This is a genomic window from Streptomyces sp. NPDC045956 (genome assembly GCF_056430705.1).
Window position 1 is genome coordinate 525,293 of the sequence record NZ_JBWKKZ010000004.1, and the last position, 23,707, is coordinate 548,999.

Annotated in this window: 18 protein-coding genes; 3 read left to right on the forward strand and 15 right to left on the reverse strand. The window is 72.7% G+C overall.

Annotated features, from left to right (window positions below):
* Positions 1–155: 155 nt before the first annotated feature.
* The 8 genes from AC07FV_RS14615 to AC07FV_RS14650 form a co-directional block, all read right to left on the reverse strand.
* Positions 156–1,889 (reverse strand): PP2C family protein-serine/threonine phosphatase, encoded by a 1,734-nt coding sequence (locus tag AC07FV_RS14615; RefSeq protein ID WP_479087330.1) that lies wholly within the window; start codon positions 1,887–1,889, stop codon positions 156–158.
* Positions 1,886–2,950, reverse strand: coding sequence for an ATP-binding SpoIIE family protein phosphatase (locus AC07FV_RS14620; protein ID WP_479087332.1), 1,065 nt, complete (start codon positions 2,948–2,950; stop codon positions 1,886–1,888). The genes AC07FV_RS14615 and AC07FV_RS14620 overlap by 4 nt, the downstream gene beginning before the upstream one ends.
* A complete protein-coding gene (locus AC07FV_RS14625; RefSeq protein ID WP_479087334.1) occupies positions 2,950–3,390 on the reverse strand; it encodes an anti-sigma regulatory factor in 441 nt (146 codons plus the stop codon). Before AC07FV_RS14625 ends, AC07FV_RS14620 begins: the two co-directional genes overlap by 1 nt.
* Positions 3,390–3,821, reverse strand: a complete 432-nt coding sequence (locus AC07FV_RS14630; protein ID WP_479087335.1) for an STAS domain-containing protein — start codon at positions 3,819–3,821, stop codon at positions 3,390–3,392. Before AC07FV_RS14630 ends, AC07FV_RS14625 begins: the two co-directional genes overlap by 1 nt.
* The gene (locus tag AC07FV_RS14635; RefSeq protein ID WP_479087336.1) at positions 3,818–4,714 is read right to left on the reverse strand and encodes an STAS domain-containing protein; all 897 of its coding nucleotides are present in this window, start codon (positions 4,712–4,714) and stop codon (positions 3,818–3,820) included. Before AC07FV_RS14635 ends, AC07FV_RS14630 begins: the two co-directional genes overlap by 4 nt.
* A gap of 139 nt (positions 4,715–4,853) precedes the next feature.
* Positions 4,854–5,246: an STAS domain-containing protein gene (locus AC07FV_RS14640; RefSeq protein ID WP_479087338.1), complete on the reverse strand. Its 393-nt coding sequence runs from the start codon at positions 5,244–5,246 to the stop codon at positions 4,854–4,856.
* 118 nt (positions 5,247–5,364) lie between these two features.
* Positions 5,365–7,854, reverse strand: a complete 2,490-nt coding sequence (locus tag AC07FV_RS14645; RefSeq protein ID WP_479087340.1) for a SpoIIE family protein phosphatase — start codon at positions 7,852–7,854, stop codon at positions 5,365–5,367.
* A 97-nt stretch (positions 7,855–7,951) separates the two neighbouring features.
* A complete protein-coding gene (locus AC07FV_RS14650) occupies positions 7,952–11,947 on the reverse strand; it encodes a HAMP domain-containing protein (RefSeq protein ID WP_479087341.1) in 3,996 nt (1,331 codons plus the stop codon).
* Positions 11,948–12,329: 382 nt separating this feature from the next.
* Here AC07FV_RS14650 and AC07FV_RS14655 point away from each other — a divergent pair, with 382 nt between their 5' ends.
* Both AC07FV_RS14655 and AC07FV_RS14660 read left to right on the forward strand, forming a co-directional pair.
* On the forward strand, positions 12,330–12,695 hold the full coding sequence (locus AC07FV_RS14655) for a PRC-barrel domain-containing protein (protein WP_356610808.1): 366 nt from the start codon (positions 12,330–12,332) through the stop codon (positions 12,693–12,695).
* A 46-nt stretch (positions 12,696–12,741) separates the two neighbouring features.
* Positions 12,742–13,200 (forward strand): ATP-binding protein, encoded by a 459-nt coding sequence (locus AC07FV_RS14660; protein ID WP_479087343.1) that lies wholly within the window; start codon positions 12,742–12,744, stop codon positions 13,198–13,200.
* 33 nt (positions 13,201–13,233) lie between these two features.
* On the opposite strand, the gene AC07FV_RS14665 is transcribed toward AC07FV_RS14660, so the two are convergent.
* Positions 13,234–13,668, reverse strand: a complete 435-nt coding sequence (locus tag AC07FV_RS14665) for an ATP-binding protein (protein ID WP_384700741.1) — start codon at positions 13,666–13,668, stop codon at positions 13,234–13,236.
* A 152-nt stretch (positions 13,669–13,820) separates the two neighbouring features.
* Complete coding sequence (locus tag AC07FV_RS14670; protein WP_479087344.1) at positions 13,821–15,728, reverse strand: AMP-dependent synthetase/ligase; 1,908 nt, start codon at positions 15,726–15,728, stop codon at positions 13,821–13,823.
* Between the two features lie 170 nt (positions 15,729–15,898).
* Here AC07FV_RS14670 and AC07FV_RS14675 point away from each other — a divergent pair, with 170 nt between their 5' ends.
* The gene (locus AC07FV_RS14675; RefSeq protein WP_383649508.1) at positions 15,899–16,132 is read left to right on the forward strand and encodes a DUF6480 family protein; all 234 of its coding nucleotides are present in this window, start codon (positions 15,899–15,901) and stop codon (positions 16,130–16,132) included.
* Between the two features lie 34 nt (positions 16,133–16,166).
* Here the strand turns inward: AC07FV_RS14675 and AC07FV_RS14680 are convergent, their stop codons facing one another.
* From AC07FV_RS14680 to AC07FV_RS14700, 5 genes are all read right to left on the reverse strand, one after another.
* A complete protein-coding gene (locus AC07FV_RS14680) occupies positions 16,167–17,258 on the reverse strand; it encodes a glutamate--cysteine ligase 2 (protein ID WP_479087345.1) in 1,092 nt (363 codons plus the stop codon).
* A gap of 108 nt (positions 17,259–17,366) precedes the next feature.
* Complete coding sequence (gene glgB, locus AC07FV_RS14685; RefSeq protein WP_479087347.1) at positions 17,367–19,589, reverse strand: 1,4-alpha-glucan branching protein GlgB; 2,223 nt, start codon at positions 19,587–19,589, stop codon at positions 17,367–17,369.
* Between the two features lie 3 nt (positions 19,590–19,592).
* Positions 19,593–20,954 carry a maltokinase N-terminal cap-like domain-containing protein gene (locus AC07FV_RS14690; protein WP_479087349.1) on the reverse strand — a complete coding sequence of 454 codons (1,362 nt, stop codon included), beginning with the start codon at positions 20,952–20,954 and terminating at the stop codon, positions 19,593–19,595.
* A 28-nt stretch (positions 20,955–20,982) separates the two neighbouring features.
* Positions 20,983–22,701: a maltose alpha-D-glucosyltransferase gene (gene treS / locus AC07FV_RS14695; protein WP_479087351.1), complete on the reverse strand. Its 1,719-nt coding sequence runs from the start codon at positions 22,699–22,701 to the stop codon at positions 20,983–20,985.
* The coding region (locus AC07FV_RS14700; RefSeq protein ID WP_479087352.1) for an alpha-amylase family glycosyl hydrolase at positions 22,698–23,707 on the reverse strand (1,010 nt) is incomplete at its 5' end. The genes treS and AC07FV_RS14700, both read right to left, overlap by 4 nt.

Genomic DNA, 23,707 nt, shown 5'->3' on the forward strand with positions numbered 1-23,707 from the left:
CTCGTCGATCCCATCGCGCCCACGCCGATCCGGCCAGCCGGACGCGGCAGGCAGGCGACACGCCTCGGTCACCACGATGCCGCGCCCGGCCCCGGAGCGCACCGCGCGGGAGCGGCGCAGCCCGGACCCACCCGCGGGGGAGGGACGCGTCCGGCTCAGCCGGAGCCGCGGAGGTGGCAGAGCAACAGGCACACGTCGTCGTCGCGTTCCGAGTCGCTGAGCAGGGGGCGCAGCAGGCCGTCCGCCGAACCGTCGAGGTCCGCCTCCAACTGGGCCGAGCCGAACCCGCCGAGCGCCTCGGAGAGCCGCGCGATACCCGGGTCTATGCCCAGGGCGCGCCGCTCCACCAGACCGTCCGTGTACAGCGCGAGCGTCGAGCCCGGAGGCAGCGGGACGGTGTGGTCGGCGATCTCCTGTTGCAGCGGGATGCCGAGCATCGCGCCCGGTTTGGCGTCCAGGGTCCGCACCCGCCCGTCGGGGGTACGCAGCACCGGCGGCGGATGTCCGGCGGCCGCCCACGTCATCGTGGGGTCGTCGGGGTGGAAACGCGCGATGACGGCCGTGGCGAACAGGTCGGGCTGGAGGTGGTGCAGGAACGTGTGCAGCCGGGTCAGCAGCCGGCCGGGGCTGCCGCCGTCGACGGCGTAGGCACGCAGAGCGGTGCGCAGCTGGCTCATCATCACGGCGGCCCGCAGCCCGTGCCCGGTCACGTCGCCGACCACGGCGATGGTGCCCCCGTCGGGCTGGCGGAAGGCGTCGTACCAGTCGCCCCCGATGTTCAGCCCGTGCGTGGCGGGCAGGTAGCGCGCGGCCAGGGCCAGCCCCGGCGGGGAGGGCAGCTCCGTGAGCAGCGCCCGCTGAAGCGTCTCGGCGATGTCCCGGTTGTGCTGGTAGCGCTGGGCGTGGTCGATGGCGATGCTCGCCCGCCGGGTCAGCTCGATCAGCATCACGGCGTCGTCGGGGTCCCAGCGCTCTCCGGGCGGGGACAGGGTCACCACGCCCAGGGGAGCCTGCCGCGTCGGCAGCGGGATGGACAGCAGGGGCCGCTCCGGCTCCAGCGCGGAAGGCGGCTGGTGCTGGACCCCGGGCAGCCCGCCCGGTTCCATGGCGGCGTACTGCGGGCGGCCCGTGCGGGCCGCGACCACGGCGACCGCCGGATGCGCCGGGCCCGGCCGTTCGCCGTCCTGCTCGAACAGCCAGACGTCGACGCTCGCGGCGTACTCCGGCACCAGCAGCTCCGGCAGCCGGCGCGCGATCTCCTGGTGGTCCAGCGAGGCCGTGAGCACCGCGCTCGCGTTCGCCAGGAAGGTCAGTCTGCGGCGGGCGTTCTCCGCCTCCGTGCGGGCCTTGCGTTCGGCGGCGAACGCCTCCCGCTGGGCCCGCCCGGCGGCGTCCAGCTCGGCGTGCAGAGCCACGACGCCCTGGTTGGTCTGCTGGAGCTCCTCCCGGTGGAAGTCCACCAGGTGCTCCTGCTCGCTCAGCCTCTCCAGCACCAGCGCCGTGTCCTCGTCCGCGCCCAGCAGCGCCTCCGCGAGCACGGCCGGGTCGTCCACCGCGGCCTCGGCCTCGGCGGCGGGAACGCCTTCGGGGCAGGGCACCGTGACCCGCCACGGGGGCTGGCCGGCGGCAGCGGTGTCACCGGCCGGCGCCACCACCGCGTGCAGGACCCGCCCCGCGGCCTCCGGCGTGACGCGGGAGGCCGCCCCCGTCTCCAGCGTGAGCCGCCAGGCGCCGCCCTTGGTCAGGCACAGCCGCAGCTGCGCGCTGAGGGAGGACACCAGACGGGCGCGCTCCAGGGGAGGAACGCCGTGGGCCGTGGCCAGGCGCGCGGCGGCGATCCGCGCCCGCGCGGCCTCGGTGACGTCGGTGATGTGCCAGGTACGGGTCATGTGTGGTCCGGCGGGGTCGGGGCCAGTACGGCGACGGCGGTGTCGTCCCGCACCGGGCGGGCCGGGCTGCCGGCGTCCCGGACGATCACGGCAGCCGTCACCGCCGGGTCGGTCGCCGTGCGGCAGGTGTCGTAGGTGGGTGCCCAGCGGCTCGGCAGACCGTCGCTGTGCAGGACCAGGACGTGGTCGTCCGCCCAGGCCGTCTCCTCCTCGCGGAGGGTCGTGGGCCGGTGGGTGCCGACGATGCCGGGCCGCGACACCAGGTGCCGCCAGGCGCCGCCCTCGCACAGCCGCGCCCCGATGTTGCCGACCCCGGCGAACCTGAGCACCGCGGCCCGGGTGTCGACCTGGGCCACCGCCACGGCCGCGCCGCGGGTGCCCCTCAGCGCCTGGTCGAGCCGCCGCAGCGCCTCGGCGGGCCCGAGGTGGGCCGCGCCGCGCAGCGCCTCCACGGCCGCGGTCGAGGCGCGGGCCGCCTCCGGGCCGTGCCCCAGGCCGTCGGCCAGCATCAGCGTGACCCGGTCCGTGTCCCGGACCCAGCCCCAGGCGTCGCCGGAGTACTCCGCGCCGCCGAACGGCACGTTCACGGCACCGGCCCGCACCCGGGACGCCGGGTCCGGCCCGGTGGCGGGACGGCCGGGCACGGCACCGATCCGGGCGACGACCACCGTGCCCCGGCCCAGGGCGCTGTGCAGGTCGAAGTCGTCGGCGAGGCGTGCGCAGGTGCCGAGACCGGCGCCGAGCGACCCCGTCGTGGTGAAGCCGTCGCTCAGCGCGGCGGACACGTCGGCCATCCCCGGCCCGTGGTCGACGGTGGCCACCTGCACCAGCCTCGTGTGCTCTCCGCCGGCCACCAGGACCGGCGGGGCGACGACGTCGACGAGGACCCGGCCGCCCCCGGCGTGCTTCAGCAGGTTGGTGGCCAGTTCGGTCGCCACCAGCGCGGCGGTGGCGGCCCGCGACTCGTCCAGCCCGGCCAGGGCCGCCGCGTGCTCGGCGGCCACCCGGGCGTCGCGCACCCGGGTCGAGTCGTGCACGGGTACGTCCCACACGCGTGGCATCAGCTCTCCTCACGGGGGCGAGGAGGCCGGCCCACCCAGGAGGCCACCCGCACGGTGGTCCCCGCTCCGGGGCCGCTCTCGATCGTGAAGTCGTGCACGAGGCGCCGGGCGCCGCCCAGGCCCATGCCCATCCCGCCGCCCGAGGTGAAACCGTCGCTGAGCGCCTGCTCCAGGTCCTCGATGCCCGGTCCCTCGTCGCGGAACGTCAGCCGCAGCCCTCGCCCACCCCCCTCGGTGAGGGGCTCCGTCTCCATCGTCCCGCCGCCCCCGTACACCAGCGTGTTGCGGGCCAGTTCGCTGGCCGCCGTGACCAGTTTCGTCTGGTCCACCAGACCGAAGCCGATCTGGGCGGCCGTCTGCCGCACGTGCTGGCGGACCCACACCAGATCCATGTCCGACCGGATCGGCAGGCGGGCCTGGGCGCCCGCGGCAGTGTGCATCACGGACTCTCCTGGCGGAGCCCGCCGTAGCGGGACGACGGGGCGTGCTGCGTGAGCAGCTCCATGGCCACCTCGGTGCTGAGCGCGGTGTGCATCCCCGGCAGGGTCAGACCCAGCTCCACCAGCGTGATGGCGACCGCCGGGCGCATGCCGACCACGACGGTGCGGGCGGCCAGCAACTCGGTCTGCCCGGCGATCTCGGCCAGCACCCGGCCGAGGAAGGAGTCGACGATCTCCACACCGGAGATGTCGATGATCACGCCCGCGGCGCCGCTGTGGGAGATGGCCTCGGCGAGGTCCCGCTGGAGCTGCTGCGCCGTGCTGTCGTGCAGGTCGCCCTGGAGGGTGACCAGCAGTACCTCTCCGAGCCGGAGAACCGGGACATGACCCGTCGCGGGAGCCCCGTACGGACCCGGGAACGCCTCGCTCACCGGGCGACCACGCCGTTCGGGCCCGGACCCACGATGCCGACCCCGAGCTGGTGCAGGACGTGTCCGAGGGCGTCGGCGAGGCTCGCCCGGGTGACCACGGTGCCCAGGTCCAGACCCAGGTGGACCATGGTCTGGGCGATGGCGGGGCGGATGCCGGAGACGATGCATTCGGCACCCATGAGCCTGGCCGCCGCCACCGTCTTCATCAGGTGCTGGGCGACCAGCGAGTCGACGGTGGGCACGCCGGTGATGTCCAGGATCGCGTAGCGCGCCTGCTGCTCCACGATGGACTCCAGCAGGGTCTCCATGACGACCTGGCTGCGGGCACTGTCCAGCGTCCCGATCAGCGGCACGGCCACGATGCCGTCCCACAGCTTGATGACGGGGGTGGCCACCTCCAGCAACTGAAGCCGCTGGCGGTCGATGAGGGCCTGACCCTCGCTGAGCGCCGTCTGCATGACCACGACCCGCAGGGTGCCCATCAGCACGCTCAGCGTGGTGACGCAGGCCCGGGCCTCCTCGGGCGAGGCGTCCGGCAGGTCGGCCAGCAGCAGGTTCTCGACCGGCGGGCGCAGGGCGGCCAGTTCGCTGGACACCTGAGCGGTGGACAGGCCGGCGCGGGAACGGGCCGCGCCCATCCTCGCCAACTGCTCGCGCACGGTGGTGAACCCCGCGGCGTCCGGGTCCTCCACCCGCTGCGCGTCCGCGACTTGGGCCAGCCCGTCCACCACTGCCTTGCCCGCCTCGACCGCCTCGTCACGGGAGACGGTGAACACGGCCCGGAACAGGGCCTCGTCCGCCCACCGCTGGGCGATCTGTTCACGGCGGCGCCGCAGGAAGTCCCCGACCTCTTGGGTCGGCGATCCCGCTGCTCCCTCGGCCTGTTCCGGCACCTCTTCCACTCCTCATCCGCGTTGCGCCGCACAGACCCGCAGGCAACGTGACGGCGATGTGATCCTGCCGGGCGACCACTGTAACCACCCGCCGACCTCGTACGACACCTGCTCCCGGGTGAGCGGCGACGGACCGGTCTCAGGCCTCGGGCACCTGGGGTCCGCCCGGCAGCGCGTCGACGCGCGAGAGTGCCTCGTCGACGCTGTCGGAGACCGGCACGGTGATGCTGACCCCCGTCAGGTCCAGGACCCGCCGCACCGCCGGGGTGGGCGAGATGATGTGCACGCTGCCCGGCAGCTCGCGCGCCTCCTGGTAGACCCGCAGGATGATGTTCATGCCGGATGAGTCCATGAACGGGACCTCCGACAGGTCCAGCAGGAAGTGCCGTCGCCCGTGGTGCAGCTGGTTGGCCAGATGGTGCTGGAACTCGGTCGCCGTGTCGACGTCCAGGTAGCCCTCCACCTTGAGCAGCGCGACATCCTCCCGCGGCAGCGACACCTCTACGGACAGCGGGTTCTGGGCTATGGGCACGTGTACCTCCAACAAAGCGGCCGGCGCGGCGGGACGTCATGTCCCACCGCGCCCCGCGTTTACCCCCGAATCGGATCTCCACACCTGCCCGCTCGGAAGCGGGACCGCGTGCCGTGCGTCACCCGACCCGGATGCCCACGAGACACGTGTCGTCGTCCGTGTCGGACCGGCTGTAGGTGAGCAGCCGGTCGAGGTGCTGGTCCAGGGTGATCGGCGCCCGACGGGCCGTGCTCAGCAACTGGGCCAACGACTCCTCCACCGGGCGGTCACGGCGTTCGATCAGGCCGTCGGTGTACATCAGCAGCGTGTCCTCGCCGGCCAGCTGCACCTCGTCCTCCTCGTACGCCGCCTCCGCCACCGCGCCCAGCAGCATGCCCCGCACCAGCGGCAGCGGCTGGGCCGCAGCGCCCCGGACCAGGACCGGCGGCAGATGCCCCGCCCGGGCCCAGCGCAGCGTCCGCAGGGACGGGTCGTACAGGCCGCACACCGCCGTGGCGGTCACCCCGCCCGTCAGGTGGTGCGCCACGATGTTCAGCCAGGACAGCAGCTGCCCCGGCCCGGCACCGGTCACCGCGAGGCCGCGCAGCGCGTTGCGCAGCACCACCATGCTGGTCGCGGCCTCTATGCCGTGCCCGGCCACGTCCCCCACGCACAGCAGCACCAGCCCGTTCGGCAGCATCACGGCGTCGTACCAGTCACCGCCCACCAGCTGCTCCGTCTCCGCGGGCCGGTACCGGACGGCCACCTGGAGGTCCGGCACCTTCAGCGGACTCTGGGTCGGCGGCATGATGGCGTGCTGGAGCTGGAGCGTCAGCCGGTTGCGCTCGATGGCCTGCTGCTCGGTGTGGGCCAGCTGGTCGCGGGTCGCGGCGAGCGCCACCTCGGTCCAGTGCTGGGCCGAGATGTCCTGGTAGGCCCCGCGCACGACCAGCAGGCGGTCGTCGGTGTCCAGGACCGGTTCGGCCACCACCCGCACGTGCCGGGTGACGCCGTCGGGCCGCTGGAGCCGGAACGCCGCCGACGCCGGCCGCCGGTGGTGCAGCAGCGTCCGCAGGAACCGGCCGATGGTGACGGCGTCGTCCGGGTGGGCGTGCGCGGCAAGCTCCTCCATCGGAACCGGCACGCTCGTCTGCGGGCGGCCGTACAGGTCGAAGAGCTGGCCGTTCCAGGTGATCTCACCGGTCAGCAGGTTCTCCTCGAAGCCGCCGATGCGCCCGAGGCGCTGGGCGTGCTGGAGGAGGCTCGCCAGCCGGGCCGTCTCGTCCTCGATGCGCCAGATGAGCAGCACGGCGTTGCCGTGCCGGCTCACGCTGATGTCCGCGACCGCCGACAACGGCACCTGGTCCACCAGGGCGGTCAGGTTCATGCGCCGGGCCCGGAACGGCTCGCCGGTGGCGTACACCCGCTCCACGCTGCGGAACAGCTCGCTGTCCCCGGCGGCCATCGGGTAGGCCTCCAGCAGCAGCGCGCCGCCCACGACGGCCCGGGGCCGCCCGGCGGGATCCAGGAACCGCTTGTTCACGTGCTGGATGCGGAAGTCCGCCAGGTGCCCGTCCGCGTCCAGGTGCGGCACCAGGACCAGCGCCGGGTCGTACAGGCCGTCGGCCAGGTCCATCAGCTCCACCGCGTCCGGCATGACCCGCGGCTCCTGCCCGGCGCCGGGCGCCGGCGTGTACGACTCCAGGGTGTGCGCGCACAGCTCCGCCAGCGCCTCCACCTGCCGGACCACCTGGGGCGGCTGCGGTTCCAGCGGCGCCGGCCAGGCGATCTCCAGGACGCCGTGGATGCGCCCGCCGGTACCGGCGGGCACCGCGACCCTGCCGCCGTCCGGGTACTGGTGCCGGCCCATGCTGGGCAGGCTCGTCCCGGCCAGGGAGGTGAACCACTGACCCGCGCGCTCGGTCAGTCCCGACCGGGCCACCGTCGCCACGTCCGGTGGCACGTAGCGCCAGCGGGCGGCCTCGGCCGCGGAGAAGCCCGCGCTGCCGGCCAGCGTGAGCGACCCGTCCGACCCGGCCGCCCAGATGGCCACGGCGGCCGCGCCGAGCGGGCGCAGCGCCTGCTCCAGCAGGGCGTCGGCGACGGCCTGGGTGTCGTCCGCGGCGAGCGCGCCGCTCTCTGCCGCACGCAGGCGCACCGCGGCCGACTCCGCCGCCGCGTCCCCGTCGGCGGCGGCGTCCTCGCTCTGCACGGCGGCGGTGGCGGCGAGGAAGGCGTCCGTCACCTCCGACATACGGTCCCGGGCGGCCTGGTTGATGACGTCGACCGCGAACTCCAGCGGGGTCACCTGCGACTGCTCGGCCAGCTCGGCGAGCTGGCGGGCGGCCTCGGCCGGACCGCACCCCAGCCGGGCCACCAGGATGCCCTTGGCCAGCTCTATCAGAGCCCGCCCCTCCGCCTCCGCCTGGGCGGCGCGGACCTCGCGGCTGAGCCGGTCCACCGTGGCCGCCAGCCGGCCCACGGGGGACACCGGGGTCATGCCGCGCAGGTCGGCGGCCGGTCCCTCGACCGCACCGGACGACGGCGGCCCGGAGACCGCGGGCGGCGCGTCGGAGGGTTCCGGCGGCGTCTCGCCGACCGGTTCGCTGGGCTGCTCGGACTTGCTCACGATGGGGACGCTCCTCGACTGGAGACCGCCACGGTGCAGGACGCGACACGCCGCGCACCGCCCGGCCCACCGGTGTACGGGACGGGGGCCGGTGCGCTCATGCGGGCAGCCACCGTCGGACGCAGGCGATGAGGTCCTGGGTGTCGACCGGCTTGGTGACGTAGTCACTGGCGCCCGAGGCGAGGCTCTTCTCCCGGTCGCCCGGCATCGCCTTCGCGGTGACGGCGATGATCGGCAGCTCGGCGTACCGGGGGATCCTTCGGATCTCGGCGGTCGCCGTGTAGCCGTCCATCTCCGGCATCATCACGTCCATGAGGACGAGCGCGATCTCCGGGTGGTCCACCAGCGTCTCGATGCCCCGCCGCCCGTTCTCCGCGTGCAGCACCCGGAAACCGTGCAGCTCCAGGATGCCGCTGAGCGCGAACAGGTTGCGCGCGTCGTCGTCGACGACGAGGACGGTGCGCCCGGCCGACGGGTCGTCCACGCTCTGCGGGGCCAGGTGCTGCGGTTCCTCCGGCCGGACCAGGGAGAGCACGTCCCCGGGCTCCTCGGCGGCCAGGTGCAGCGCGATGCGCTCCCGCAGCTCGTCGAGGCTGGACAGGAACTCCAGCGCCCCGTCCTGCCCGTCCGAGAGCAGGCTCTCCTCCAGGGCCGCGTCCGCACGGTGACCGCTGTGCACCAGCACCGGCACGCTCGCCAGCGCCGAGTCACCCCGCAGGGCCCGCAGGAAGCGAGACGCCTCGCCGTCCCGCATGCCCAGCTCCAGGACGACGCAGTGGCACGGCTCGTCCGCCAGCGCGCCCGCGGCCTCCTGCGCCCCCACGGCCGTGATGACGTCGAGGGGCGGCCGGTCGCCCGCGTCGTCCCGTCCGTGCGCCAGGTCGGTGATCACGCTCTCCGCCACGAGGGTCAGCAGACCGCGCGGACGCTCCTCGACGACGAGCAGCCGCCTCGGGCGCTGCCGCGGGCCGCTGGTCAGCTCGGGCACCGGCGCCGGGCGGGTGAGCACGTCGGCCGGCGACTCGGCCGGGACGTGGTCCGAGCCTCGCGCCAGCAGGTCCTCGAAGTCGGGCCGGGCCGCGGGCAGGAACAGGGTGAAGGTGCTGCCCCGGTCGGGCGTGCTGTCGACGGTGACGGCGCCACCGAGCAGCTGGGCGATCTCCCGGGTGATGGAGAGGCCGAGTCCGGTACCGCCGTACTTGCGGCTGGTCGTGCCGTCCGCCTGCTGGAAGGCGCCGAAGATCGACTCCAGGTTCTGCTCCGGGATGCCGATGCCGGTGTCCTTCACCCGGAAGGCCACGACGGCACCGCCCCGCACCACGCCCGGCGGCACCTCGTCGTCGTGGGCCGGCTCGACGGCCAGCTCCACCCCGCCCCGCTCGGTGAACTTCACCGCGTTGGACAGCAGGTTGCGCAGCACCTGACGCAGCCGGGAGTCGTCCGTCAGCAGGTCCGCCGGCGCCCCGGTGGCCGTCGACACCGTGAACTCCAGGCCCTTCTGCGTCGTCATGGGCCGGAAGGTGGCCTCGACGTACTCGATGAGCTGCCGCAGCGTCACCCGCTCGGGGGAGACGTCCATCTTCCCCGCCTCGACCTTCGACAGGTCCAGGATGTCGTTGATCAGCTGGAGCAGGTCCGAGCCCGCGGAGTGGATGATGCCCGCGTACTCGACCTGCTTCGGCGTGAGGTTGCGCGACGGGTTCTGCGCGAGGAGCTGGGCGAGGATCAGCAGACTGTTCAGCGGGGTGCGCAGCTCGTGGCTCATGTTCGCCAGGAACTCCGACTTGTACTTCGAGGCCAGCGACAGCTGCTGGGCACGGGCCTCCAGCTCCTGGCGCGCCTGCTCGATCTGCAGGTTCTTCGCCTCGATGTCCCGGTTCTGCGTCGCCAGCAAGGACGCCTTGTCCTCCAGCTCGGCGTTGGAGCGCTGCAACTCCTCCTGCTGCACCTGGAGTTCGGCCGAGCGCGCCTGCAGTTCGGCGGTCAGGCGCTGGGACTCGGCGAGCAGCTCGTCGGTGCGCGCGTTGGCCACGATCGTGTTGACGTTCACGCCGATGGTCTCCATCAGCAGTTCCAGGAAGTCCCGGTTGATCTGCGTGAACGGAGCGACCGACGCCAGCTCGATGACGCCGAGGACCTGCCCCTCGACCACGATGGGCACCAGCACCAGCGCGGTGGGCACCACCTCGCCGAGCCCGGAGGAGATGGTCACGTAGCCCGGCGGCAGCTCGTCCACCACGATGGTGCGCCGGCTGCGCGCGGCCTGGCCGACCAGGGTGCGGCCGAAGGCGATGCGGGAGGGCTTGGACGAGTCCTCCGGATAGCCGTACGAGCCGACCAGGCGCAGCTCGGGGCCCTTCTCGCCCTCCTCCGCCAGGTAGAAGGCGCCGTACTGGGCGGCGACCAGCGGCACCAGCTCGTCCATGATCAGCTCGGCGACCACGGGCAGGTCGCGGTGCCCCTGCATCAGGCCGGAGATCCGGGCGAGGTTGGTCTTCAGCCAGTCCTGCTCCTGGTTGGCCCGGGTGGTCTCGCGCAGGGACTGCACCATCGCGTTGATGTTGTCCTTGAGCTCGGCCACCTCCCCGGAGGCCTCCACGTTGATCGAGCGCGTCAGGTCGCCCTCGGCGACGGCCGACGTGACCTCCGCGATCGCGCGGACCTGCCGGGTGAGGTTGCCCGCCAGCTCGTTGACGTTCTCCGTGAGGCGCTTCCAGGTGCCGGAGACGCCCTCGACCTCCGCCTGGCCGCCGAGCCGTCCCTCGGTGCCGACCTCGCGGGCGACGCGGGTGACCTCGTCGGCGAAGGCGGAGAGCTGGTCGACCATCGTGTTGATGGTCGTCTTGAGTTCGAGGATCTCGCCGCGCGCGTCGACGTCGATCTTCTTCGACAGGTCGCCCCGGGCCACCGCCGTCGTCACCAGCGCGATGTTGCGCACCTGGCCGGTGAGGTTGTTGGCCATGGAGTTGACGTTGTCGGTGAGGTCCTTCCAGGTGCCGGCGACGTTCGGCACGTGCGCCTGGCCGCCGAGCCGTCCCTCGGTGCCGACCTCGCGGGCGACGCGGGTGACCTCGTCGGCGAAAGCGGAGAGCGTGTCGACCATCGTGTTGATGACGTCGGCCAGCGCGGCGACCTCGCCCTTGGCCTCGACCGTGATCCGCTGTGAGAGGTCGCCGCGCGCCACGGCGGTGGCGACCTGCGTGATCGAGCGCACCTGGCCGGTGAGGTTGTTGGCCATGGAGTTGACGTTGTCGGTCAGGTCCTTCCAGGTGCCCGACACGCCGCGCACCTGCGCGCGCCCCCCGAGGTTGCCCTCGGTGCCGACCTCGCGGGCGACGCGGGTGACCTCGTCGGCGAAGGCGGAGAGCTGGTCGACCATCGTGTTGATGGTGTTCTTCAGTTCCAGGATCTCGCCGCGGGCGTCCACGGTGATCTTCTGCGAGAGGTCGCCCTTGGCCACGGCGGTGGCGACCTGGGCGACGTTGCGGACCTGGTTGGTCAGGTTGCCCGCCATGAAGTTCACCGAGTCGGTGAGGTCGCGCCACGTGCCCTTGACGCCCTGCACGTCGGCCTGGCCGCCGAGCCGTCCGTCGGTGCCGACCTCGCGGGCGACGCGGGTGACCTCGTCGGCGAAGGCGGAGAGTTGGTCGACCATCGTGTTGATGGTGTTCTTCAGTTCCAGGATCTCGCCGCGGGCGTCCACGTCGATCTTCTGCGACAGGTCGCCCTTGGCCACGGCGGTGGCGACCTGGGCGATGTCGCGGACCTGGGTGGTCAGGTTGCCCGCCATGGCGTTGACCGAGTCCGTCAGGTCGGCCCAGGTGCCCGACACCCCCGGCACCCTGGCCTGCCCGCCGAGGGTCCCCTCGGTGCCGACCTCGCGGGCCACCCGGGTGACCTCCGAGGTGAACACGGACAACTGGTCCACCATGCCGTTGAAGACCTTGGCGATGTCACCCATCAGGCCGTCCGCCTCGTCCGGCAGACGGGTGCCGAAGTCGCCGTCCCGTACGGCGGTCAGGCCCGCCAGCAGACGGCGCAACTCCTGATCGCCCGGAACCGCTTCCACGGTTCCGGTGCTGTCGCTGGTCATTCGCACCCTCGTTCCGCTCCCCAGGAGCCCTCGGAGCGAGGACTCGGAACCCCCTCCGGACCGTTGTGCGGTCCGGCCTGTCGTGCGCGCATTTCCGCAGTTCACGGATCTGCCCTAGGAGAAAAAATACGCCAGAGGCTAACCCAGGTGCGGGGTGTGCACCAAAGCGGGGCGCCAGGAGGTGGAGAACGGAGCCCGGACGGGGCACGACGCGCATGGGCAACCGGCTTCTGGGTACCCGGCCGCATTTTGCCGCGACCGATCCGCGACCGGCCGAATGCGGAGGCCCGGGCCGGGTATCCGCTGCTGTGGAGCCGGTCCGGCCCGTGGCGTCCGCCCGGCCCCGCAGTCACCGAAACGGGAGGAAAGGGAAAGCGTGCCGATGGAGAGCATCTGGTCGTACGCGGTGGGCAGCGGTCACTTGGAGGGGCAGGACCTGACGGGCTGCACCGTCGTCGCCGGCGACGGCACCATCGGTCACGTGGACCGTGAGGCCGAGCACTACGGCATGCGGCACCTGGTCGTCGACACCGGCGTCTGGGTCTTCGGCCGGAGCGTACTCGTGCCGGTCGGCGTGGTCAGGGGCATCGACACCGAGGCCCGCACGGTCACGGTGGCCTGCACCCGGGCGGAGGTCAAGGCCGCACCCCGGTTCCGGACCGACAGCGAGACGATGGACCGGGAGTATCTGGCGTCCGTCGGCGACTACTACCATCGGCTGCCGCCGCGGGAGACCACCGCGGACTGACCCGGTGCCGAACGACAGTACGGCGAACCCCAGGGACACCACTGACATGGAACCGATCGACGGGATCAGCACGGCCTCGGCCGGCGTGAGCCCGCCCCCTGCCCAGGCACCGGGGGCGGGCTCCGTGACCAACGCGGCCACCGCTCGCGCCTACGCGGAGTCGGTGGCCCGCGCGCAATGGGGGGCGGGCCGCGGGGTGCGGGAGGAAGACGTCATCGACCTGCTGCTGGTGGTCTCGGAACTGGTCACCAACGCCATCCGGCACGGCGAGGGACTGGCCGGCTTCGAGGCCCGGCCGACGGGCGAGGGCCTGTGGATCGCCGTGCACGACAACAGCGCGGTGGTGCCCCCGGCCGTGCGGGCCTTCCCGACCACGCACCGCGGCAGCGGCTACGGCTGGCCGCTCGTGGCCCGCCTGGCCCGGGACGTCGCGGTCGACCGCCGCCCGGAGGGCGGCAAGACCATCAGCGCGCTGGTGCCGCTGCGGGACGCCGGCGCCCGCTGACCGCGACGGCCCTGGCCCCGGCCACGGCCCCGGTCACCAGGGCAGGAAGACGTGGATGTCCTTGCCCCGCTCGCCCGTGACCACGCTCACCTGGTCGGACAGGGTGTGGATCAGATGCCAGCCGATGCCGCCGCCGCCACTGTTCGGGTGGAAGGCGCGCGGCGCGGGCTCCGTGGTGCTGGTGTCGTGCATGACCACGTGCACCCCGTCGAAGGTGCGGCGCAGCCGCAGCTGGAAGGGCCCGGGGGCGTACTGCACCGCGTTCGCCGCCAGCTCCGTGACGACGAGAAGGATGTCGTCCCAGTGCTCGGGGGCCGAGGGCGGCGCCGCCCGGGCCAGATCGAAGAGGAACTCCTCCGCGACCAGGCGCGCACCGGTCACATTGTGCAGTTCCCCGGTGAAGCTGGCGGTGCGGTTCGTGATCTCCTCGGAAGCCAGTGTCCTGTCCCAACGCGGCTCGGCTGCCATCTCGCCTTCCCGGCCCGGCCTCGGCCGGGCGTTGTCCCTTCTTCGTACTCCTTTCGTCTCTTAGTTCCCGAGCGGGGCGACCCTACGCGCCTCCTCGTGCCGGAGCCCGCGCCCGGGGCCGCCGGTCACCGGGGCGTCACCCACCGCGTACGTCAGCGCAGGAACACGTTGTCCGCGTCCTCCCAGCCGGCCTGCTCCGCGAGCGGCACCTGGGGCGGCCGGCGGGAGCGGGCCTCGTACATGGCGTCGATCTCGAAGGCGTAGGTGCGCACGATCTCGTCCCGCCGGAGCTTCATCGACGGTGTGAGCAGCCCGTTGGCGACGTCGAACGGCTCGGGCAGGACACGGAAGACCCGGATGGACTCCGAACGCGACACGGCACTGTTGGCCGCGGCGACGGCCCGCGCGACCTCCTCGCGCAGCGCGTTCTCCTCCCGTGCCTCGCGGGCCGGGGCGTCCGCCTGCAGGGCCAGGCCCGCCCGCCAGTGCGTCAGGAACGCCGGGTCGAGCGTGATCAGCGCGCCGACGCAGGGCCGGTTGTCGCCCACGACCACGGCCTGGTGGACGAGGGGGTGCATGCGCAGCCGTTCCTCCAGGGCGGCCGGGGCCACGCTCTTGCCGCCGCTGGTGATGATGACGTCCTTCTTGCGGCCCGTGATCGCCAGGTAGTTCTCCTCGTCCAGGTGTCCGATGTCCCCGGTGGCCAGCCAGCCGTCGCGCAGCACCCGACGGGTGGCGGCCTCGTCGCCCACGTACCCCTGGAACATCGAGGGCCCGCGCACCAGGATCTCCCCGTCGTCGGCCACCCGGATCTCCGTGCCGGGCAGCGGCTGCCCGACGGTGCCGGACTTCTCCCGGCCGAGCGGCTGCATCGTCAGCCCGCCGCTGGTCTCCGTCAGCCCGTAGCCGTCGTGGACGTACACGCCGATGCCCTCGTAGAAGAGGGACAGCTCGCGGCTGAGCGGTGAACCGCCGGACGTCGCCCGGCGCACCCGGCCGCCCAGCGCGGTCCGCAGCCGGCGGTACACCGTCCGCTCGTACAGGGCGTGCTGGAGACGCAGGTCGAGGCCGGGCCCCGTCCCCCGGCCGAGCCGCTGGCGCTCCAGCGCGGCGGCGAAGTCGCGCGCCGTGCCGGCGGCCCGCTCGAACAGCGCCCCCCGCCCCGCCTGCTGGGCCGTGCGCAGGAAGGTCTTGTAGAGCTTCTCCAGGACCGACGGGACGGCGTAGAGGTACGTGGGGCGGAAGGTGCGCAGCGCCGAGGAGAGCGCCTCGTCGGTCATCGCGGGCTCGTGCGCCATGAGCAGCCCGCCCCGGACGCACAGGCTCTGGATCATCAGCCCGTACACGTGCGAGAAGGGCAGGAAGGCGAGGACCGCGCCCTGCTCACCCGGCGGCGCCACCGTGTGGCCCCAGCCGGCGAGGAGCGTGTCGCACGGGCTGGCCAGCCCACGGTGGCTCAGCGCGCACCCCATGGCGTGGCCGGACGTGCCCGAGGTGTAGGCGACGACCGCGGTGGAGTCCGGCAGCACGATGCGGCGCATGGAGTCGACCGTGGTGTACGGCAGGAACTCGCCCCGCGCCACGATCGTGTCGAGCGCGCCGGCGTCCAGTTGCCAGACGTGGCGCAGCGACGGCAGCGACGCGCACACCGAACCGACGGTCATCACGCTCTGCTCGTCCTCGACGACCACGGCCACACAGCCCGCGTCCCGCAGGATCCACTCGACCTGGTCGCGCGAGGACGTCGGATAGATCGGCACGACCTCGGCGCCCACCGCCCACAGCGCGTAGCTGAAGACCGTCCACTCGTACCGGGTGCGGGCCAGGATGGCCACCCGGTCGCCCGGCGCGATCCCGCACGCGATCAGCCCCTTGGCGAGGTCGACGACCTCGTCGCGGAACTCCACGGCCGTCACCTCCTGCCAGTCGGCGGAGCCCGGGTGGGCGCGGCGGGCGAGCATCGGCAGGGTCGGCTCACGGGCGGCCGTCTCGAAGAGGCTGTCGGCGAGCCCGCCGGTCAGGGGCGGGACGGCCGGGGGAGCGAGTGCGAGGTCGCGCATGCGCTGGCTCCTGACGTGTGCGGACGGTGGACCGGGCGAGCACCGACGGGCACCGACGAGCGCCGTCGTCGGCGGTGCTCGGAATCTAGCCGAGCCGCAGACGACGGGGGGCCGGGACGGCAGAAGTGTTCCCGCCCGGTGATCTCGGCGGATCGGGGGACCCGGTCGTCATGAGATACACGAATCCCGATCCGGAACCCGATCGCACCACCGGCCTGACGCCCGGCGGGGGAGTGCCGCCCGGCGAGACCCCGCCGGGGGAGAGCAGCATGTCCGAGGCCGGGCCGTGGGAGGGGAACAACCCGCCCAAGGGCTGGGCCAAGGCGCCGCTGGCGATGATCCTCGTCCTCGTGGCGCTCGTCGCCGCGGGTTTCCTCGGCTACGCCCTGGTCCTGATGCTCTGAGAGCGGACCGGCCGCCTCCCGGCCGCGGGACGCCTCACGCCGCTTGCGTACGGCGCACGCACTCGGTGACGACGTCCCGCAGGCTGCCCGTGCGCTCCAGCAGTTCCCGCTGCACCCGGGCGCCGTTGCCGTCCCGCAGCAGCTTCTCGACGCCGTCCCGCACCCGCTCCAGGTCGCCGTCGGCCGCCAGCGCCTCCTCGACGTGCTCCAGCAGCGCCCGCAGGACCGTCTCGGCCGGCATCCGCCGCATCGTCTCCGGATGCAGCAGTTCCTCCGTCAGCCCGGAGCGGGCGGCCCGCCAGGCCGCGAGGCGGAGCAGGCTCACGCTGTGCCCGGCCGGCTCCTTGCCCTCCCGCCACTCCCGCGCCGCCGTCTCGACCAGGGCGCGGGCCAGCGCGGCGATGAGCGCGGCGGTGCTCGCGTCCAGGCAGACGTCCATGACCCGGAACTCCACCGTCGGGTACCGCCGGGAGAGCCGGACGTCGAAGTAGATCATCCCCTCGTCGAGGATCGTGCCGGTGGCGACCATGTCCGCGACCCGCCGGTGGTAGGTCTCCGCCGAGCCGAACAGCTCCGTCGGACCGGCCGACGGCCAGCGCTGCCAGACCCGGCTGCGGTAGCTGCTGTACGAGGAGTCCCGGCCCTGCCAGAACGGGGAGTTCGCGCTCAGCGCGGTGAGCACGGACAGCCAGGGCCGCACCCGGTCGATCACCGCGACGCCCTCCTCGTCGGACTCCACGGACACGTGCACGTGGCAGCCCAGGACGAGCTGCTCGTGGACCACCACGCCGTACTGGTCGGCCATCCAGTCGTACCGGCGGTTCATGCCGATGGAAGGGGTGACCGGCAGCGGCGACGTGGCGAGTGCGGCGACGGCACAGCCGATCCCGCCGGCGTGCCGCCCGGCCTCCTTGCGGCAGCGCACGATCTCCGCGTGCAGCTCGTCCATGTCCGCCTGCGGGTGCGTGGCGAACTCGAGCATCTGCTCGTGCAGTTCCTTCTCGAAGACGTCCTGCTCCGCGTCGTCGAGCGAGGCCCGGGCGAGGACGGCGGCGGACAGTGCCCGCGGCTCGCCGTTATCGGGGTCGACCAGGAGAAGTTCCTCCTCCACTCCGACGGTGCGCACGTGATGTCGCCTTTCTGTGGGCCCGGCTGCGACGACGAGGTCGTCCCCTTCGTAGGACCACCGAATGCCCCGGCGGGGCGGCCGGACACCTCGACGCGCCGCCCCGTCTCACACCGTGTACGGCCTCAGCCACACCGTGGCCAGCGGAGGCAGCGTGATCGTGATGCTGCCGTCCTCGGGTTTGACCGGGTCGGCGTTGGCCACCCCGCTGCCGCCGTACTCCACGGCGTCGGTGTTGAGGACCTCCTGCCAGGCGACGGCCTCGTCGCCGACGGCGAGCGCGTAGCCGTGCCGCACGACCGGGGAGAAGTTCGTCACCGCCAGCAGGGGAGCGCCGGCCGCGTCGAAACGCAGGAAAGCGAACACGTTGTCCTCCGCCGCGTCCACGGCGACCCACCGGAAACCGGCCGGGTCGGTGTCCCGCTGCCACAGGGCCGGCAGCTGCGCGTAGCGGGTGTTGAGCGCGCGGACCAGGTCCTGCACCCCGCGGTGGTCGGCCGCCGAGTGGTAGCCCTCGTCCAGCAGCCACCACTCCGGGCCCTGCTCCTCCGACCACTCCGCGCCCTGCGCGAACTCCTGGCCCATGAACAGCAACTGCTTGCCGGGGTGGGCCCACATGAAGCCGAGGTAGGCGCGGACGTTGGCCCGCCGCTGCCACCAGTCGCCCGGCATCTTCGACACCAGCGCCTGCTTGCCGTGCACGACCTCGTCGTGGGAGATCGGCAGGCAGTAGTTCTCGCTGTAGGCGTACACCATCGAGAAGGTCATCTCGTGGTGGTGGTACTTGCGGTGCACCGGCTCGTGGGCGACGTACTCCAGCGAGTCGTGCATCCAGCCCATGTTCCACTTCAGGCCGAAGCCGAGTCCGCCGGTGTCGGTCGGCCGGGTCACCCCGCCCCACGCGGTCGACTCCTCGGCGATGGTCACCACGCCCGGGCAGCGCCGGTAGACGGTCGCGTTCATCTCCTGGAGGAACGCCATGGCCGCCAGGTCCTCCCGGCCGCCGTACCGGTTGGGTTCCCACTGGCCCGAGTCGCGCGAGTAGTCCAGGTAGAGCATCGAGGCGACCGCGTCGACGCGGAGCCCGTCGATGTGGAACTCCTCGCACCAGTACACCGCGTTGGCCACGAGGAAGTTGCGCACCTCGGTCCGCGCGAAGTCGAAGGTGTACGTCCCCCAGTCCGGGTGGGTCGCGCGCCGCTCGTCCCCGGGCTCGTACAGCGGCTCCCCGTCGAAGCGGGCCAGTGCCCAGTCGTCCTTCGGGAAGTGCGCCGGCACCCAGTCCATGATCACGCCGATGCCCGCCCGGTGCAGGGCGTCGACCAGGTACCGGAAGTCGTCGGGCGAGCCGAGCCGCGCGGTCGGCGCGTAGAAGCCGGTGACCTGGTACCCCCAGGACGGGCCGTAGGGGTGCTCGGCGACCGGCATCAGCTCGACGTGGGTGAAGCCCAGGTCGCTGACGTAGGCGGGCAGCACGTCGGCCAGCTCGCGGTAGGTCAGCCCCGGCCGCCAGGACGGCAGGTGCACCTCGTACACGGAGAACGGAGCCTCGTGCACGGGCCGGTCGGCGCGGGTGCGCATCCACGCGGCGTCGTCCCACGCGTAGTGCGAGGCGGTCACGACGGACGCGGTGTCCGGGGGCTCCTCGGTACGGCGCGCCATGGGGTCGGCCTTCAGGAACCGGTGCCCGTGGCGGGAGTGGATCTCGAACTTGTACTTGGTTCCCTCACCGACGCCCGGCAGGAACAGCTCCCACACCCCGGAGGCACCGAGCGAGCGCATCGGGAACGCCGTGCCGTCCCAGTGGGTGAAGTCCGTGGCGACCCGCACCCCCTGCGCGTTCGGCGCCCACACGGTGAACCGGGTGCCGGTGACGCCCTCGTGGGTCATCGGCTCGGCGCCCAGCGCCCGCCACAGCTGCTCGTGCCGCCCCTCGCCGACCAGGTGCAGGTCCAGCTCGCCGAGGGCGGGCAGGAAGCGGTACGGGTCGTGCGTCTCCTGCTCGCCCTCCGCGTACGTCACCACCAGGGTGTACGCCGGGATGTCCGGCAGCGGCAGCACCGCGGAGAACAGGCCGTCCTCCTCCGACACCAGGGCGTGGCGCTGCCCGTCGACCACCACGCCGACCTCGCGGGCGAACGGGCGCAGCGCCCGGAAGGCGATGCCGCCGGGCACCGGATGGGCACCGAGCAGGGCGTGCGGGTCGTGGTGGGCGCCCGCCAGGAGGCGGCCCCGGTCTACGGGGTCCAGGGGCGGTGCGGTGCCGTACGCGCCGGGGGCGGACGGGACGGGACCGGACGGCTCGGGGAGCGAGGTGTCGCGGAGGGCCACGGGTCAGTCTCCTCTCACGGCGAGTCGTTCGATCGCCGCCATGGGTACGGGAAGCCAGTCGGGGCGGTGCCGCGCCTCGTACAGCACCTCATACACGGCGCGGTCCGTCTCGTAGGCGCGCAGCAGGCCGTGCTTCTTACGGGGGTCCCACCCGGCGCGGGCGGCGTAGCCCGCGCAGAAGGCCTCCCGGCACCGGCGCGCCCACTCGGGGCGCCACGGGCGGCGCTGCCGGGCGGCGTAGTCGAAGGAGCGCAGCATGCCCGCGATGTCCCGCACGGGGGAGTGGGCGCTGCGCCGTTCGGACAGCGGACGGGACGGCTCGCCCTCGAAGTCGATGACGAACCAGTCCCGGCCGGCCCGCAGCACCTGTCCCAGGTGCAGGTCGCCGTGGATGCGCTGGGCGGGCGGTCCGGAGTCGCAGGTGGACAGCGCCGCGAAGGCCGCCCGCAGCCCGGGGACGAAGGGTTGCAGGGCCGGGACGCAGTGCGCGGCGGCGGTGAGCCGCTCGGTCATCGCCGCGGCGGTCCGGTCGTTCTCCCCGGCCGGACCGGCCGGGAAGGCCGAGGCCAGCGCGAGGTGCACGTCGGCCATGGCCCGGCCCAGCTCGTGGGCCTGCACGGTGAAGTCGTCCCCCGCGGCCAGTGCGTCCAGGGCGAGGGTCCAGCCGTCGGAGGCGTCGTGCAGGAAGGGCTGGAGCACACCGAGCGTCGCCTCGTACGGGCGGGTCGTCCGCATCCACGCCACCGGCGCCGGGACCCGGCCGCAGCCCTGGCGGGCCAGCGCGTCGGGCACCTCGAGGTCGGGGTTGACGCCCGGCTGGATGCGCCGGAACAGTTTCAGGATGAACTCGTCGCCGTAGATGAGCGACGAGTTGGACTGCTCGGCGTCCAGCAGCCGCGGCACGAGTCCGCCGGGCACCGGCCGCGAGGGGTCGGACTCGAAGCGCAGCGGGCCCGCCTTGCCGGGCTGCCTGAGCCGCTCCAGGAGCAGCTGGGCCGACCGGGGGTCGTGCAGCGCGTCGTAGACCGTCCGGCCGGCCAGCGGGCCGTCCTGCACCTGCCCGATCAGCGCCCGGCCCAGCCGCGGCGAGGGCTGCTCGCGCACGCCCAGCAGCAGCTGGTAGCAGTCCCCGGCCTCGGGGGCGCCGCCCGGAGCGGGCACCGGGCCGTGCCCGGTGTGCACCAGCAGGTGCAGACAGCCCGGGAAGAGCTCGGTCATCGACAGCAGACCCAGCTCGGCCACGGGACGGTCCTTGCCCGCGAACCAGCGCTGGCGCGGCAGCCACTCCCGCAGCAGCTCGCCGAGTGACGCCATGGGCTCGGCGCGCTGCCCGCGTCCGCGGCGCAGGGATGCGGTCTTCGGCATGGTGACGCGTCCTTTCCTCGGCCCGAACTCAAACGCGGCGGCCGATGCGGGATGCGACTCGGGTGAGCCGGAACCAGTAGAAGCCGTGGCCCCCGAGGGTCAGCAGGTACGGCAGCTCGCCGATGGCGGGGAAGCGGACCCCGCCGAACAGCTCGACCGGATGGCGTCCGGCGAACTCCCGCAGGTCCAGCTCGGTGGGCTGCGCGAACCGCGCGAAGTTGTTCACGCACAGCACCAGGTCGTCCTCGTACTCCCGCAGGAAGGCCAGCACCGCGGGGTTGGAGGAGGGCAGCTCGGTGTAGGTGCCGAGGCCGAAGGCCGGGTTCTGCTTGCGGATCTCGATCATGCGGCGGGTCCAGTGCAGCAGGGAGGACGGCGAGGCCATGGAGGCCTCGACGTTCGTCACCTGGTAGCCGTAGACCGGGTCCATGATGGTGGGGAGGTACAGGCGTCCCGGATCGCAGGTCGAGAAGCCGGCGTTGCGGTCGGGGGTCCACTGCATCGGGGTGCGGACCGCGTCGCGGTCGCCGAGCCAGATGTTGTCGCCCATGCCGATCTCGTCGCCGTAGTAGAGGATCGGTGATCCCGGGAGGGCGAGCAGCAGCGCGGTGAACAGCTCGATCTGGTCGCGGTCGTTGTCCAGCAGGGTGGCGAGCCGCCGGCGGATGCCGATGTTGGCACGCATGCGCGGGTCCTTGGCGTACTCCGCGTACATGTAGTCGCGCTCCTCGTCGGTGACCATCTCCAGGGTCAGCTCGTCGTGGTTGCGCAGGAAGATGCCCCACTGGCAGTTGGACGGGATGGCCGGGGTCTTGGCGAGGATCTCGGAGACCGGGTAGCGCGACTCGCGGCGCACGGCCATGAAGATGCGGGGCATGACCGGGAAGTGGAAGGCCATGTGGCACTCGTCGCCGCCGGCCGCGTAGTCGCCGAAGTAGTCGACCACGTCCTCCGGCCACTGGTTGGCCTCCGCCAGCAGCACGGTGTCGGGGTAGTGGGCGTCGATCTCGCTGCGGACGCGCTTCAGGAAGGCGTGGCTGGCGGGCAGGTTCTCGCAGTTGGTGCCCTCTTCGGCGTACAGGTAGGGGACGGCGTCGAGCCGGTAGCCGTCGATGCCGAGGTCCAGCCAGAACTTCAGGGCGGCCAGGATCTCCTCCTGGACGGCCGGGTTCTCGTAGTTGAGGTCCGGCTGGTGGGAGAAGAAGCGGTGCCAGTAGTACTGGCCGCGGACCGGGTCGAAGGTCCAGTTGGACGCCTCGGTGTCGACGAAGATGATGCGGGCGTCGGAGTAGCGGGTGTCGTCGTCGGCCCAGACGTAGTAGTCGCCGTAGGGGCCGTCGGGGTTCTTGCGGGACTCCTGGAACCACGGGTGCTGGTCGCTGGTGTGGTTCATGACGAAGTCGATGATCACGCGGATACCGCGCTGGTGGGCGGCGTCCACGAACTCGACGAAGTCGGCCAGGTCGCCGAACTCGGGCAGGACGGCGGTGTAGTCGGAGACGTCGTAACCGCCGTCGCGGAGCGGTGACTTGAAGAAGGGCGGCAGCCAGAGGCAGTCCACCCCGAGCCACTGGAGGTAGTCCAGCTTGGCGGTGAGGCCCTTGAGGTCGCCGACGCCGTCGCCGTTGCTGTCCTGGAAGGAGCGGACGAGGACCTCGTAGAAGACGGCTCGTTTGAACCAGTCCGGGTCCCGGTCCCTGGCGGGTGTGTCCTCGAACTTGTCCGGTACGGGCTCGTTCACGCTCATGAGGCTGCTGACCTTCCCTTCGGGGGAACGGCGGCGGACGGCCGCCGGACGTGGAAGACGTGAGCGGGGGCCCGGCCGGGCTCCAGGCGCACGTAGTTCGTCCGGCCCCAGTGGTAGGTCTCGCCGGTGAGTTCGTCGTGGACCGGCACCGACTCGTGCCAGTCGAGGCCGAGCTGCGGCATGTCGAGCGTGATCGTGGCCTCCTGCGGATGGCGGGGGTCGAGGTTGGCGACCACCAGCACGACGTCGGACCCCTCGCGCTTGCTGTACGCGATGAGCGCGTCGTTGTCGGTCCGGTGGAAGCGGAGGTTCCTGAGCCGGTGCAGCGCGGGATGGGCCCGTCGGATGGTGTTGAGCTTGGTGACGAGGGGGGCGATGGTGCGGCCCTCGCGTTCGGCGGCGGCCCAGTCGCGGGGGGTGAGCTGGTACTTCTCGCTGTCGAGGTATTCCTCGGAGCCTTCGCGCAGGGGGGTGTTCTCGCAGAGTTCGTAGCCGCTGTAGATGCCCCAGGTGGGGGAGAGGGTGGCGGCCAGGACGGCGCGGACCTCGAAGGCGGGGCGGCCGCCGTGCTGGAGGTAGGCGTGCAGGATGTCGGGGGTGTTGGCGAAGAAGTTGGGCCGCATGTAGGAGGCGGCCTCCCCCGTCAGTTCGGTGAGGTACTCCGTCAGTTCCTGTTTGGTGTTGCGCCAGGTGAAGTAGGTGTAGGACTGCTGGAAGCCGATCTGGGCCAGGGTGTGCATCATCGCGGGGCGGGTGAAGGCCTCCGCGAGGAAGATGACGTCGGGGTCGGCGGCGTTGATCTCGCCGATGACCCGCTCCCAGAACACGACGGGTTTGGTGTGGGGGTTGTCGACGCGGAAGATCCGCACGCCGTGGTCCATCCAGTGCCGCAGGACGCGGACGGTCTCGGCGACCAGGCCCTCCAGGTCGGCGTCGAAGGCGATGGGGTAGATGTCCTGGTACTTCTTGGGCGGGTTCTCGGCGTGGGCGATGGTGCCGTCGGGGC